Raw genomic sequence first — 14,624 nt, forward strand, 5'->3', positions numbered from 1 at the left:
TAAAATAAATTAGAAAACCATAATAATATTTCGTGTTTTTTTAAAAGCAGACTAAATTTTTGTAGAAATTTAATCTATACTAATGTGAGTATTATCAGGTTTATAGTTTTCGATTCTGTTAATAATATTAGGTGAATAATAATCGTCGTAGGTTAAATAAATATCTGGTTCAACACCGTTTTCGGTTATTGGTAAATTAGTCAAAGTGATATTGTTTCAATTACCATCATATCCACTAAAACCACTTGTGCTGGAAATATCCACATTAGAGCCATCAGGCAATACTGTTGGTAGAACCGAAAACATTCCACCACCAGTCTTATTTCCAATTACTGTAGCTATATGTTGAGTCTTAACAATATGTGCGAATAAATTGGCAGCACTAAAAGTATTAATTCCAGTCAAAACATATCATTTATATTCAGAGTATGAATCATTTTTATTAACTATTGAATCCTGATTCGTGTCTATATTGAATTGATTGAGCGATACAGTTTTGCTTAGTTTGTCTTGTACTAATAAATTTATCGGATTGTTTGTTAAGAAGCCTAATACTTTTTCCATCGCAGCTGCTGAACCACCACCATTTAGGGATATGTCCAAAATTATATTTTTAATATTTTTACCTCTTTGATCTGTCCTAATTTTTTTAATTGCAGCATCCATTAATCAATAAGAATCATATCTTCATTTTTCCTCAGAATTAAGTTGACTTGATGTGCCAACGTCAAAAGAATCTAATATTATTCTTGCAGTATTAGGACTTTCAAAGTGCACTACTCTTGAATTTTTTGATTTTTTTTCTCTCAAAGCATTTAATTGTTTTAGTCGTTCATGATAACTGATATTTTTTTGAGAATAGTTCTTACCGTCAGTATTCTTATACTTTTTATCCTGAAAACTATAAGAAATAATTCTAGAATGTAACTCATTTAAATCACTATATCAAAGTTTAAAATAAGCTTCGTTATAATCTTTATTATCAGTACTTAATAAATCATTTTTGATACCAATTTTAGTGGCATACTCATCAAAATTCTTAACTTGTTGTACCTTAAACAATTCATTGGCCAACCCATAGTAATTATCAAATAAAAATGACATGAAATTATAATTGTTTATTCTTGTGTTTTGGGTGTTGATAACAGAATTTTTCGCATAAAAACTATTCATATAGTTATTTGGCACTCTTGTTTGTTCATAATCAGCACCGATTAATTCATTACCGTTATAGTAGAGATTATAATAATTTGAAGAACAAAACATTAAATTGAATAAGCTAAAAGGTATAAAAACATTACTATCTTCAATGTAAAGTTTGTAATTATAATTGTTTAATTCAAAACTAGGAACTGAGTTACTATCGTTAAAATTTTTGACCTTGTAATCAACATTATGAATATATCTACCATAATCTGTCATTTGCGTTCTAAACAAAAACGAGAAAGCATCGCTAGATGTATAGAAAATCTTGTTTTTATCTGCATCAAATAATATTTGCTCGCCATTTCAAAAATTAAACTTGACGCTTTGGTTGTTATAATCTATATTTTTTATCATCTTTAGATTAAAAAAACCATTCATTGCAGAAAACATTTGATTGACATTGACATACAAGTCTTCATTACCGTTTTCGCGGTAAATATCAACGTAGTTATTTTTGGCTATACCATATTCATGACTTATATTTTTAAATTTGAGATAATCAATTCTAAGTAAATTATCAGGAATTTGCTTTGTAATATAAAGATTTTTATTAATCCCTAATAAAATTCCTAAATTAGTACATGAAGCACTAATTACAGATGTTCCAGCGATTGCAGCAGTAGATATTAATAGTTGTTTTAAGTAGTTATTTTTTTTCATAATTACCTTTCCAGATTACCAAATGCTATTGAAAAATAGGCTTCAATGCCTACTTAATAAGTGATGTCGTGATTTTTATAAATAAGTGGCGAAACTATTTTATAAGTGAAAAATATTATAAACATATTACCCCAAATTTTGACGGGACTAAGAATAATATGTTGGAACATATAAACAAATATCGATCCGGCTGAACCAGATTGTTCAATACTCTTTTTTTCTGCGAGAGATAATATTGGAACATTAGCAAGTTCTATCAGAGCAGAAAACACTACAATTGGAACTATGATTAAATAAAGTGAAGATTTTAATTTAAACCGAGCAATAACGATAAATACCAACATAGCAACATAACCAGACAACATTATTCCAAGCAAAACTCAACGATTGGTTATAATACCGCCTTGTATCGTGTGTTCATCAATTTTAAATCCAATTAATCATGTGACTAGTAACATAATAATTGCCAAAACCGTTGTACCAACAACCATATTGATGTTTAACAAGTCTCTTTTTTTATTGTTTTTTTGAACCAATTCTTTTCGTTTGTAATATAAATTGATAATTCTATTTTCTATTTTCTTGATTTTTTGTGCATTAACTATTGGATCTAAATAAAGCTTATCTAATCTTTTGAATAATGTTTCCATCATGTCGGCATAATAGCTATCTTGAAATCTACCTCCAAAAAGAAATTTAAGCAATTTCAGGAAGACAAAACCTATAATACCCGGAATTATTCCGTCTAATGCTGCAGCAAGAATAAATAAAGGGTTAAACAAACTTGGTACGAATAAAAAGGAAATTAAGTCTGAAACAACACCTACAAAAGCACCGATAATAGGCCCAAAAATTAACCCAGTTATTTTAATTGGTAACCCAATTACGCTTATTTTATATGCCGGCAATGATATAAAAGGCATAAATTGAAAAACGATTAAGAAAAATGCAACCGATATCGCGATTAGAATACCGATAAAAGTTATTTTTCTTATTGACCATTTTGTGAATAATTTGAAATCTTGGTCATTTCCGTACTCATTTATCATAGATTTATTATAGTCAATAATTTTAAATTTAATATTTAATAGAGTAAATACTTGAAAGTTAGCTAAAAAATCTGAACATTATCCCAAATAATATAGTATTTCTTAATTGCAAATCACAACAAATTGACGTTAATTTAATTACATATTATAATTAATACAACTACCACCGGAGGTTTTATGAAAAAAGCATTAATAATTCTCGCTGCGGGGTTTGGTTCACGCTTAACACCTTTAACACTCCTTACTCCTAAAGCATTATTAAAAATTGATAAACAAGATAGAAACTTTTTAGACAAAATGTTGGAGTATATTCCGAATGATGATTCAATAGATATTTATATAGTTACCGGTTACAAAAAAAATTTATTTAAACCTATGATATCCAAATATAATATGACGGAAATTCTAAACCCGAAGTATTCCCAAACAAACTCAATTATCAGTGTATATGAAGCAACTAAAAACATAGATTTAAATAAATATGACGCTTTCTATATTGCTCCTAGTGACTGCTACCTTAATGAAAATGTTTTTAATAAAAACACGAATTATTCTTGAGTAAATACGATTAATTCATATTCACCAAATAAAGAATGAAACATAGTCAAAAGAAAAGATAATAAGACAATAAAATTATTTAAAATTGGGAAAAAAGATGAAAATTATTCCGAATTTATTACTGGAATAAGTTATTTTAAAACAAGCGATTTTATAATTTTATCAAGAACAATAAAACAAATGCTTGTTGAAAATTACAAAAAGAATTCTAATTTATACTGAGAAGACGCTCTAGCCAAAGCACTAAATCACATTGATTTACACACCTATAATTTATCTGGGAAATTACTAGAAATAGATACTATAGACGAGCTTATTGAATTTAATCCCGAAGTTAAATCTATAAAAAATAATCCGCATTTTAATTTGATTAAAAAAGTTTTTGGAATTAACTTAACCGAAATAAAAAATATGAAACCCGTCAAGGCTGGCATGACTAATGATTCATTCACTTTTGAAATCAACGATAAAGTATACATCTACAGAATTCCTGGTTTGGGTTCCGATAAATTAATAAACCGCGAAAATGAATTTAATACTTATAAAACTACTACTAACCTTCCTAATAGAGAAATACTAATTCATTACGAACACAATAAAGATAAAGGGTTAGAAACATACGGTGCTAAAATTGCATTATTTCACGATAATCATCGCACAGTTAATCCTAAAAATTGAAGCGAAGTAACAAAAGCACTGGAAGCCATTAAAATATTTCATGAAAATAAATACAATGCAAACTACGAGTTTGATGTTATTGAAAGAATGACTTACTATAAATCACTAATTTTGAATAAGCAAGTTTTAACTAAAACGATAGAATTAGAGAACAAATTAATTAAAATTTATGACAAAATAAAAGACAGAGATAGACATTTAATACATGTAGATTTTATTTGTGATAATGTGTTAATCAATAATGATAATGACATAAGAATCATAGATTGGGAATATTCAGGTACTGGTGATAAATATTTTGATTTGTCGGCATGATGCCTATATTCATATTATTCAAGAAAGCAATGCGATAAATTATTAAAAATATACTTGGGCGGTAAAATTAAAAAAGAAGACAAAAAAGTGTATTATTCTTATATTGCTATCCAGGGATATCTATGATACTTGTGATCGATTTTTAAAGAAGAACAGAATTTATTTTTCTCGGATTATAAAGAAACAATGTTAGGCTACGCAAAAGAATATACGGAGATTTTGGAAAATGAATTTGATTAAAAAACATAATTGAATGTCTAACATTATAGGATTATTATCAGGCCTGTTTTGGGCAATTGATGGAATTTTCCTATTATTCTTTACAAAACTAGTGCCAACAGACAGTTGAGAATTAGGCATCTTAGTTACATTAATTCATGACTTATTTGCAATATTGTGGGCATTTATAATTGTTTTAATTATGAAAAAAAGTAAAGAAATAAAATCTGCTTTTAAAAACAAAAATCTTTGGATTTTGCTTTTAAGTTCCACTATAGGCGCTCCTTTCGGAATGACAATGTATATACTTGCAATTAAGGAAATTGGAGTTGGCCAAACAAGTTCAATTTCAATATGTTACGTAATTTTAGCTAGTGTATTAGCTTTCATTTTTTTAAAACAAAAAACAAGCAAAAATGGTTTAGTAGGTATTGTAATTGCGTTTCTTTGTGTATTAACTTTCGGAATTTTACAGATTGAAACAAAAACTCACTCATTTAAAGGATACATTTTTGCGATATTGTGTGTTGCTGGGTGAGGAATGGAAGCGTTTTTATCTTCAATTTCGATGGATCGTGATATAGATCCACAAGTTTCTATTATGATAAGACATATTGTTTCAGCAATTGTATTAGGTTGTATCATTGCACCTGCAACAAATTCGTATTCAGAAAATGTAACACAGCTTTTAAATTATAAAAATATTTGAGTAATAATAGCCGCGTCTTTTTTTGGAGCGATAAGTTTTATTTGTTATTACTTTTCGATTAATAAATTAGGTATTTCGCTAGCTGTCGGGTTAAATATTTCTTATTCAGCGTTTGCTGTTATTCTTGAAGTAATATTTTTCAAAGGTTGACAAACTTATCATTGATATAACTATTTATTATCCGCATTAATTTTAGTTTCTCTATTGTGAACACTCGTACCTGACAAAATATGAATTAAGACTAAATAATAGAGTTTTTCCTATTTTTATTTTACTTAAAATTAATAATCACTATTTAAGTAAAAGTAATGGTTATAATGCTAAAATATAATTATTATTATGAGAAGGAGAAAAATATGTTCAAAAAAATAAACCAAAAAAGATCAAATGAAGTTTTATTGAAAGCAACTTATAAAGGTGCGGATAAAATCGAACATTTAATCGAAAAAAACCTAGTAATCACAGAATACTTAAACAATAATGAAGCATTCGTTTATCTTGGTGAAAAGGAGAAAGTAGAATTTAATACACTTGTTAAATTTTTCCAAGGATTAGCTACTTCAGCAACACGTAGTTATCAATTTGATGTTGATACATTTGTTACCGAAAAACTTTCAGCATCTAAAGTTATGGAAGCATTTATTCGTGGTATATATTTTGCAAAAGCAAAACTTTACAATGAAAAATCAGATAAAAAAGAATCTGAATTCACTCTTGAACCTTTCAAATCAGAAGTGAGCCCTGAGTTAGAATCAGATATTGAAAAAGCATTGATTCTTGCAGAAGCAACAAATTATGCGCGTAATCTACAAGTAACTCCACCAAACATTTTAAATTCTGAACTTTTAGCAGAAACAATCGCCAAAGATTTTAAACAATATAAAAATCTAAAAGTTACTGTTTTAGATAAAAAACAAATCGAAGAGTTGAAAATGGGATTGCTATTATCAGTAAACCGTGGTTCAATGTATGAAGCTCGTGTTGTCGTAATTGAATACAATGGAGATTCAGAATCGAAAGACAAGACAGTTCTTGTTGGTAAAGGAATTACATTTGACTCTGGTGGTTATTCATTAAAACCATCTCGTTCAATGTTAGGAATGAAATATGATATGTCAGGTTCTGTAATTGTTGCCTCTACATTAAAAGCTATTGCTCAATTACAACCTAAGAAAAACTTTTCTGCTGTTATGTGTATTACAGATAACCGCGTAAATGGTGATGCATCATTACCAGATTCAGTTTGAAAATCAATGAACGGCAAGTCAGTTGAAATCAACAACACAGATGCTGAAGGTCGTCTAGTTCTTGCTGATGGAATTACCTATGCTGTTAGAAACCTAAAAGCTACACGTATTATTGATGTTGCAACATTAACTGGCGCAATCGTTGTTGCTTTAGGACACACATACACTGGTATTTGAGCAACATCTGAAAGAGCATGAAATGAAGTTAGTCAAGCAGCAAACAACGCTCACGAACTTGTTTGAAGAATGCCTTTTGATGAAGCATTTGCTGAAGGAATCAAAAAATCTGTAGTTGCTGATCTTAAAAATACTGATTTATCAGGTTTAGCTGGGTCTTGTTCAGCTGCAATGTTCTTGAAAGAATTCACTGAGGGTGTTGAATACATCCATATGGATATTGCTGGTACAGCAGACATTAACGAAGTTCCTCAAGGTCCTATGGTTAAAACACTTACAGAATTAGCTTTAATTTAAATTATTTCCGGAAATTTAACCTAAAAACAATCAAAAAAAAGGAAAAACCTCCTTTTTTTTTTTTTTTTTACTAGACCTATAAAATACTGATACGTATATTAATTCATTATTATTATATGTAAAAGAAATAAAACATTATAAGGAGAAAGTTATGGCTAAATTTATTAATAAAACATTAAGAACTTCAATTGGTAGAGAAGATTATTTTAATGAAATTGCAGGTCATTTTGGATTCGAATTAAAAGGTTCACAAGATATTTCACAAGGAAATGTAAAATTGGACTTTACTATTGATACAGATAGCAATAAAAACGCTATTAGACTTGGAAGTCTATTCCAACAATTTCTTGATTTAGAGGAACGCAAAAAAACATTAAAAGAACAATTATCAAACACAAAAATTAATAAAATGGCAGTATTGATACTATTACTATTTTTAATAATTCCAGGTGTTCTTTACATTATGGTCTTTAAAAAGAAACTACGCAACATTCAAGACCAATTAAATAAAACTATTGAAGAACAAAAAAGTATTTACCAAATGGCAGTTGAGCTTCAAGGTGGAATTTCCGAAAATATAGAAACATTAATTGAAAATTAAAACACGAATATTAACTTTGCAAAATCATCATAAATTAAAACAACTAACGTTTAAACGAATAGTTGTTTTTTATTTTCAAATTTAAAGAATTGACAGAACACAGAACGAACCGACATTCATAGAGAAATGCAAATTAACAACACAATGTCCCAACATGATCGGACAACATATTTCTTATGATTTAACATTGGTAAGTAACACACCGTCGCTGAAGGACTCAAAAAATCTGTAGTTGCTGATCTAAAAAATACTGATTTATCAGGTTTAGCTGGGTCTTGTTCAGCTGCAATGTTCTTGAAAGAATTCACTGAAGGTGTTGAATACATCCATATGGATATCACCGGTACAGCAGACATTAACGAAGTTCCTCAAAGTCCTATGGTTAAAACACTTACAGAATTAGCTTTAATTTAAATTATTTCCGGAAATTTAACCTAAAAACAATCAAAAAAAAGGAAAAACCTCCTTTTTTTTTTTTTTTTTACAGAACCATTAAAATGGTGGTAAGTAATTAAGTATCAAAATTAATTACTTATAAACAAAACACATTTTGAAAGGATATACTATGAATGAAATTAATCAAACATCATTTAGAAGTCGTACTGCATTAGTTATATTATCGACTTTTTTTGGATTTTTAGGAATGGATAGAATTTACGCTGGTCGTGTTTGACTAGGCATCTTTAAATTACTAACGGGTGGTTGATTCGGAATTGGAGCAATAATTGATTGATTCCTAGCAATTTTTGGTGGAATGAAAGATAGTGAGCGTAAATTTATCAGAAAATGATAATTTTATAGGCAATTAGTATTTTAAAATATTCAAACAAATAATAAAAACAGCTAACATTTATATACATAGCTGTTTTTGCATTCAAATTTATAGAATTGACAGAACACAGAACGAACTAACAACTCACAAAGGAATAGTAAGTAGACAACATAACGTAGCGAGTGATGAAACCTGAGCAGTGAAATCTATTTCTTTATGATTCGCCGCTAGTGAGTAGGTAACGCATGCAGTTGCCGGAGGACAGGCCATCAACAAGACAAACAAGACACCAGTCGAAACGTTAATAAATTTAGTATAAACCATAGGGATTGAAATTACCAAAAGCATAACTAAAGGAGTTATAATTAATTTTCTAATAACACACATTCAAACAGATAAAGATTTAATACCAGATTTAACGTTTGAACAATGTAACGACACACCTGTGTTAATTCAAGCAATCGGCGATACAATCCCAACTCCCAGTGCAATAGTCATTCCAAACATTGGAAATTGTTTAGGAAATGCTGCTCAAAAATGATGTAAAAATTCTTGCGGTATTGATTTATGAATCACGGGATTATAAACACATTGATAATAACCATAATTTGAAATATTCAAACTTTTATCAAGTGTTGCGTTAGGTTCAATGAATTGAGTTCGGAACACAAATTGTAATAAGTAACAAATTAAAGAGATATATAGCGTAATCAACATAGGGTGCAATAAAGTTTTGCCTAAGGATTTAAGTTCTTTTCTGTTGATTTTAATACCGGCGTAAGACATCGCATGTGAGTAGATACGGCGATTAAAAAGGGAATATTTCAAATTTGCAATAATGCAATAGCAAATTCTTCAAAAATAAGACTTTGCCCACCGCTTGTGTCAGATAAACTCTTAATTAATGGGAACGCAAAGTATTGTAATGATCCATAAGCAATTATCATTTCAATCGCTAATAATCTTTCTTGATAACTTCTTATATAAGCCTGTTTATATGCGCTATATTCGCCAGGTTTATCAGCTTTTTTTCAAGCTAAAATTGCTTTATTTTGGATTCTGTTACTAATCAATTTAGGTCAATAATTTATGACTAATTTTGCGTATGTGGCAAATAGAATATAGAATCCAAAAGCAGTAATTAGAACTTTTAGAATCGTAGATATGTTTGAAAACTCAGCATTTTTCATAAACGCACCAAAACACAACACAGGTAAAAAATAATTAATAGTAGTTAATGAAAGTTTCATATTCATTTCAGAACTGATTAAGCCACTTTTAGAACAGGCGAAACCAATGCCAACAAATACTAAGGTTGCAAAAACCGCTCCATATATACTCTGTGAAGTAATAATATTCAAAAATTGTTGCACTTGACCTCCTAAAATGTCTATTTATTTAATTTTAGTAGATAGAAATTAATAAATAAGAAAAACGTAAATGTTTTCATATAATAATTTAAAAATACACGCTGCTCAAATATAAAAAATATTTTGTTAAATCTAGTCAATCATTTCATATAATAGATAAACTATGAATAGAGGAAATATAAAGGGTTGATTAGAGGTCATAACTGGGCCAATGTTTTCAGGAAAAACGGAAGAATTGCTTAAAAGAGTTAATACACTGAAATGAGCTGAAGTTAACACTTTGGTAATAAAACCAACATTTGATTCAAGATTCAGTGATAGCGAACTTGTAAGTCGAACTGGAGCAAAATTAAAGTCACAAAATGTTAAGAATTCTAAGGAAATTTTAGAAATTTGAAGTCCTGAATATAGGGCGGTTGCAATTGACGAAATGAATTTTTTTGATGAAAATTTACCAGAAGTTATTGAATATCTTTTAGCCAAAGATGTTAATGTTCTGGTTTCAGGTTTGGATCTAGATTTTTTGAGAAAACCATTTGGAATAACGCCTCATATCATTGCCATTGCTGATGAAGTAAGTAAATTAAAAGCGGTTTGTGTAGTTTGCAAAAGACCTGCTGGGTTTTCATTCAGAAAGATTTCGAACCAAGATTTAAATGTTTTGGGAGATTCGGAATATGAGGCTCGATGTCGTCAATGCCACATAAAAGGTGAGAAGGAAAAGGCCAAAAATAATAAATAATTAAAGAATCTGTAATTTTATTAAACATACAGAAAATTACACAAAATAGGATAATAAAAAGCCGAATTAAGATTCGACTTTTTATTGTTTTACTTATAAGGAATAACATGCACATGTGTGTGAAAAATTGATTGTTCAGCTGAAGCGCCGGTATTAATAACAATTTTGAACCCACTAATACCTTTATCAAGAACTTCTTGTTTTCCTAATTTACGAGCAACATTAATTAAGTGTGCTGCTGTTGAATCATCTGTCTCAGTAATGTTTTTAGATTTAACTCTAGGAACAACTAAGAAGTGACCCTCATTAACTGGGAACTTATCATAGAACGCTACACACTTTTCATCTTTATATAAGAATTTGGCGTCAAGTTTTCCTTCGATTATGTTTAAGAAAATATTATCCATTATATCAACTCCACAAATGGCATATCTTTAGCTATTTCTCTTAAAGCTTCGCTGGTTTTATTAATTTTAATTTTGTAGCCTATTTTTGCAAAGCTATTAATTGCCTTGTCAAATAATTCAGAATCATTTAAGAAGAAAATATATGCTAAAACATCTAACTTATCCTTGTACATTGTTTGTTCAAAAGAAAGTAACTTAACCTTTGTCATTTTATTCTTATCTTTTGAATCTACATCCGCTTCGGTATTAGGAAGTTCGGTTTCGTTTGTTGCACCAATCGGAGCGATTTGATTTACATAAACCAAAACAGGTTTTTTATTATCGGTAGATTCCTTTTTATATGGACTGTATGCAAAATTAGATTCAATTTCAGTATTAACTAAACGATCATTAACAACATCATAAAAACCATATAAATCTTTTTGTTGTTTTGTTTTCAAACTATCAAAACTTCACTTTAATGAATACTGGTTAGTTTGTTGTTTGAACCCTGAGTACCCATATAGTTTTTTGTCTATTTCATGACCAGTCACAAATTCAATTTCACTATTAAGTTGTTTTTTTGTGTCGGTCTCTTTTCAAAATGTATTAAATGAATCAACACCATCAATAGCAGTAGCTATTTTTTTGTTGGTGAAGAAATCGTCGTCATCATTTGTTACACTAATGTCTTTAGTTCAGATTTGAGCATATTGTTTATCGACTGCATATTTAGAAAGTAAATAATTATTTAATTCAAATTTTAAGTCTTTATCATATTTAAAGTTAGAGTCAATTTTCTTTAAATTGTCTTTATCGCTAATATGGAAGTACTTATTAACAATTAACATTTTTTCTAAATCAGCTCTAATTCCAGTTTTTTCGTTTAGTCACAAAATCTTAAATTTATTTAACGGTACTAAATCCCCTGGTTTGAATTCAGAAAGGACTTGAATTTCATCATTTTTTAGTGTTTTATCACCAACTCATTCATTTAATTTTTCAGCAAAATAATAAGGATTTGCATCTAATTTATTTTTTGAATATAACTGAAATGCTTTTCATGAGTCTTTAAATAGGATAGTACCCTCATCGTTAAAAGTGTTTTTGTAAATTTCCTCAATTTTAGACGAATCATCAACTTTAACATCATAAAGTGAAAGTAATGTCGAATGAGTGAATATTTTTTTTAAAATTTCAGGAGCTGATTTTTTGATTTCTTCTATTTGTTTTAATTTTGCGGCTGTATCAATATTTTGTCCACAAGAAACTACAGCAATCGGAAGAGCTAAAGCTGGTGAAGCCAATAATAAATTAATTTTTTTCATTTTAATCACCTTATTTAACCTTTCTTAATTTCAATAATTCATCGTAAACCATTGAATTTGCATCTTTTCCGTAATTTGAATTATTCTTTTTGAAGTAAACTTTATCATTTTTCAATTCAAATAAATCATCGTAATTTGCCGTGGCTCTTTCCTTCATTCATTTATCTACAGCTTTTGTTAATTCTAATGATTCTCTGGCCTTGAATGAAATAGCGATATTTTCATTTAGTTCTTTAATCTCATTAATATCTTTGTCTGAATATTTAACATTTTCTAATAAATTACCATTTTCATCGATTGCATATATATTATTTTGTTGTTTTAGATAATTTATAAAATCAGGATTCTTTAACATTTGGCCTAAAACAATGTCTGGTGAAGTCATTGAATTATTAATCAAACTTAAAGCATTGTATTTTTTCCCATTAATACTGTTTTTGTATTTATTTGAAAGATAGAAATCTTTCTTAATCATGTCTTTAATTACTAATTCTTGCGAATTTAAATCTTGTGTTTTAAATTCATCAATATTTTTCATTTTAAGCAAGGTGATACCTTTAGATGAAAGAATAACACGAGTATTATTGTCACCTTTTAGTTTGTAAACTGTGCTAATTTTTCCGTCTTTTTCAAACAATTCTGTTATAGGTTTGACCACTAAATCATTAAATTTATCAGTAGTTAAGCCAATTTTTTTAACATCGCTTGCTTCATCAAAGACTTTCTTAATTTCTTCGTTAAATTGGCCAATTAAATTTTGTGCTGCTTGTCTGTCAGATGCTGATTTAATATCGCTAATTGGATTAGTAATATTGAATTCCTTAATAATATTATTTCTAATAGTTGTGAAGGTGCCAAATAAGTCTACTTCTGGAATTTGCTCATTGTTATATAGTAAATTGTCAAGCGTTGAAAATGCTTTAAGAGTATCATCTCCACCTTTTTTAAATAATTCTGTTATAGAAGTAAGCCCTGATGAACCTCAATTCTTTTTAATTTCTTCATCATCAGATGAAAGGTGGCTTAATACGGTACTAAATTCAACAATTTTCTTATTTAGTTCGTTTGTTTTATCTGATTCGGTCATTTTTACATATTCATCATAACTTTTAAATCCTAAATTAATTTTTTCAAAAGAAATTGCTCCGTCAAAAGGTTTTTGTTCAGCTGCCGGTCAGTAAAACATCATCTTTTTGAATGTTTTCTTATCGATTGTTCATTTTGTTTCTTTGTCTGATTCTTTTTTATCAGGGGCAACACCAGGGAATGTAAATTGAGAAACTAAGAATGGATTATTGTTTCTTAAAAAATGAGTGATAAATTTATCAGCATTCTTGTATTCATTATTGTAGTTATTCGGGTCATTATTAACTGCCACAACATAACTATCGGTCATAAATGTCATTTTTTCTTTAATATCTTTTATTTCAAAATAGTTAACATCTTTTTTGAAAAATGGAAATACTCTTTCACCTTTTTTGAATAGAATCTCGTTTGTTAGTTTTCCCGAATCATCAATTTTATAAATATCATTTGATGCAACTCTATCAATATCTTTAATGTTGAACTGCGAGTTAAGTCTGAAACGACGTAGGGCGTCGTGTTGAATTTCTGAATAAACTTTAAGATCCACAGCCTCTTGAATTGTTTTGGCTCCATTGTAATTTTTAATTAGAAAATCATTAAAGGCAGCCTCTCATTTTGAGTATCCAAAAGACTTTACAAATTGCGCTTTGTAATCCAATAATAAGTTTTCGTGTTTTTGTTTTAATGAATCGATATCCTTCAACGCAATATCATTTCTTTCTTTGTCGTCTTCGCTACGTGATGAATTTCATAATCTTTGATATTCTTTAGATGCTTTAACTTCCTCATTATATAAATAAAAAATAGCTTGCTTAAAGGCTTGTTCAAGAACTGTTTTAGGGTTTTGAGCATTTTCTAAACTGTTTTCACCCTTAAGTGAAGACATATTGAATTTAATTGATTTATCTTTTTGGCCTTCAACATCAAAAGAAAGAATTTCAGTATCATCAGAAATTGCATCATTATAATTTTTAATCAAACTATTAGCCGCAAGTGGAATAGTAATACCCGCAACAACAGATGCAACAAGAACTGACGAAATTACTCAAAATTTTCAATTTCTTGTTTTTCTTGTTTTTGGATTAGCATTTTCCTCTTGTTGAGCGTTTTTTCTAGTCAAACGTTCAAAAAAGGTTTCTTTTTTCTTTCCCATATATTATTTCCTTTCATATCCATATTAAGATTTTAATATTATATACTAAACTTAATATTAATAGACATAAT

General features: G+C 28.7%; 13 protein-coding genes and 1 pseudogene. 7 read left to right on the forward strand and 7 right to left on the reverse strand.

Annotation, left to right across the window (positions count from 1 at the left end; translation table 4 throughout):
• Positions 1 to 69 precede the first annotated feature (69 nt).
• On the reverse strand, positions 70 to 1,866 hold the full coding sequence (locus NW238_RS01385) for a S41 family peptidase (protein ID WP_216505344.1): 1,797 nt from the start codon (positions 1,864 to 1,866) through the stop codon (positions 70 to 72).
• A 53-nt stretch (positions 1,867 to 1,919) separates the two neighbouring features.
• Positions 1,920 to 2,915: an ECF transporter S component gene (locus tag NW238_RS01390; RefSeq protein ID WP_216505343.1), complete on the reverse strand. Its 996-nt coding sequence runs from the start codon at positions 2,913 to 2,915 to the stop codon at positions 1,920 to 1,922.
• 177 nt (positions 2,916 to 3,092) lie between these two features.
• Here NW238_RS01390 and NW238_RS01395 point away from each other — a divergent pair, with 177 nt between their 5' ends.
• The 6 genes and pseudogenes from NW238_RS01395 (at position 3,093) to NW238_RS01420 (ending at position 8,509) form a co-directional block, all read left to right on the forward strand.
• A complete protein-coding gene (locus tag NW238_RS01395) occupies positions 3,093 to 4,706 on the forward strand; it encodes a phosphotransferase (protein WP_216505342.1) in 1,614 nt (537 codons plus the stop codon).
• Entirely contained in the window at positions 4,693 to 5,643 is a 951-nt protein-coding gene (locus tag NW238_RS01400) for a DMT family transporter (protein ID WP_216505341.1), read from the forward strand. Before NW238_RS01395 ends, NW238_RS01400 begins: the two co-directional genes overlap by 14 nt.
• Positions 5,644 to 5,750: 107 nt before the next feature.
• Positions 5,751 to 7,115 carry a M17 family metallopeptidase gene (locus NW238_RS01405; protein WP_216505340.1) on the forward strand — a complete coding sequence of 455 codons (1,365 nt, stop codon included), beginning with the start codon at positions 5,751 to 5,753 and terminating at the stop codon, positions 7,113 to 7,115.
• Between the two features lie 151 nt (positions 7,116 to 7,266).
• Positions 7,267 to 7,716 carry a hypothetical protein gene (locus tag NW238_RS01410; RefSeq protein WP_216567793.1) on the forward strand — a complete coding sequence of 150 codons (450 nt, stop codon included), beginning with the start codon at positions 7,267 to 7,269 and terminating at the stop codon, positions 7,714 to 7,716.
• Positions 7,717 to 7,941: 225 nt separating this feature from the next.
• A pseudogene (locus NW238_RS01415) lies at positions 7,942 to 8,130 on the forward strand (leucyl aminopeptidase family protein); the annotation flags it as partial.
• Positions 8,131 to 8,281: 151 nt separating this feature from the next.
• A complete protein-coding gene (locus NW238_RS01420; protein WP_246526025.1) occupies positions 8,282 to 8,509 on the forward strand; it encodes a TM2 domain-containing protein in 228 nt (75 codons plus the stop codon).
• 87 nt (positions 8,510 to 8,596) lie between these two features.
• Here NW238_RS01420 and NW238_RS01425 read toward each other — a convergent pair whose 3' ends face one another.
• Positions 8,597 to 9,274 carry an AEC family transporter gene (locus NW238_RS01425; RefSeq protein WP_258451676.1) on the reverse strand — a complete coding sequence of 226 codons (678 nt, stop codon included), beginning with the start codon at positions 9,272 to 9,274 and terminating at the stop codon, positions 8,597 to 8,599.
• Complete coding sequence (locus NW238_RS01430; protein WP_258451677.1) at positions 9,226 to 9,861, reverse strand: AEC family transporter; 636 nt, start codon at positions 9,859 to 9,861, stop codon at positions 9,226 to 9,228. The genes NW238_RS01425 and NW238_RS01430 overlap by 49 nt, the downstream gene beginning before the upstream one ends.
• A gap of 160 nt (positions 9,862 to 10,021) precedes the next feature.
• Between NW238_RS01430 and NW238_RS01435 the strand changes: the two genes are divergently transcribed.
• Positions 10,022 to 10,600 carry a thymidine kinase gene (locus tag NW238_RS01435; protein ID WP_216505337.1) on the forward strand — a complete coding sequence of 193 codons (579 nt, stop codon included), beginning with the start codon at positions 10,022 to 10,024 and terminating at the stop codon, positions 10,598 to 10,600.
• Between the two features lie 89 nt (positions 10,601 to 10,689).
• Here NW238_RS01435 and hinT read toward each other — a convergent pair whose 3' ends face one another.
• From hinT to NW238_RS01450, 3 genes are read right to left on the reverse strand one after another with little or no spacing between them, the layout of a single operon-like run.
• Positions 10,690 to 11,007: a histidine triad protein HinT gene (gene hinT / locus NW238_RS01440; RefSeq protein ID WP_216505336.1), complete on the reverse strand. Its 318-nt coding sequence runs from the start codon at positions 11,005 to 11,007 to the stop codon at positions 10,690 to 10,692.
• Complete coding sequence (locus NW238_RS01445; protein WP_216505335.1) at positions 11,007 to 12,314, reverse strand: HinT-interacting membrane complex lipoprotein P60; 1,308 nt, start codon at positions 12,312 to 12,314, stop codon at positions 11,007 to 11,009. The genes hinT and NW238_RS01445 overlap by 1 nt, the downstream gene beginning before the upstream one ends.
• 10 nt (positions 12,315 to 12,324) lie before the next feature.
• On the reverse strand, positions 12,325 to 14,553 hold the full coding sequence (locus NW238_RS01450; RefSeq protein WP_216567790.1) for a HinT-interacting membrane complex protein P80: 2,229 nt from the start codon (positions 14,551 to 14,553) through the stop codon (positions 12,325 to 12,327).
• Positions 14,554 to 14,624: the final 71 nt, after the last annotated feature.

Origin of the sequence: Mycoplasma zalophidermidis (assembly GCF_024742155.1) — a bacterium.
In the GTDB taxonomy this organism is placed as follows: Bacteria; Bacillota_I; Bacilli_A; order Mycoplasmatales; family Metamycoplasmataceae; genus Mycoplasmopsis; species Mycoplasmopsis zalophidermidis.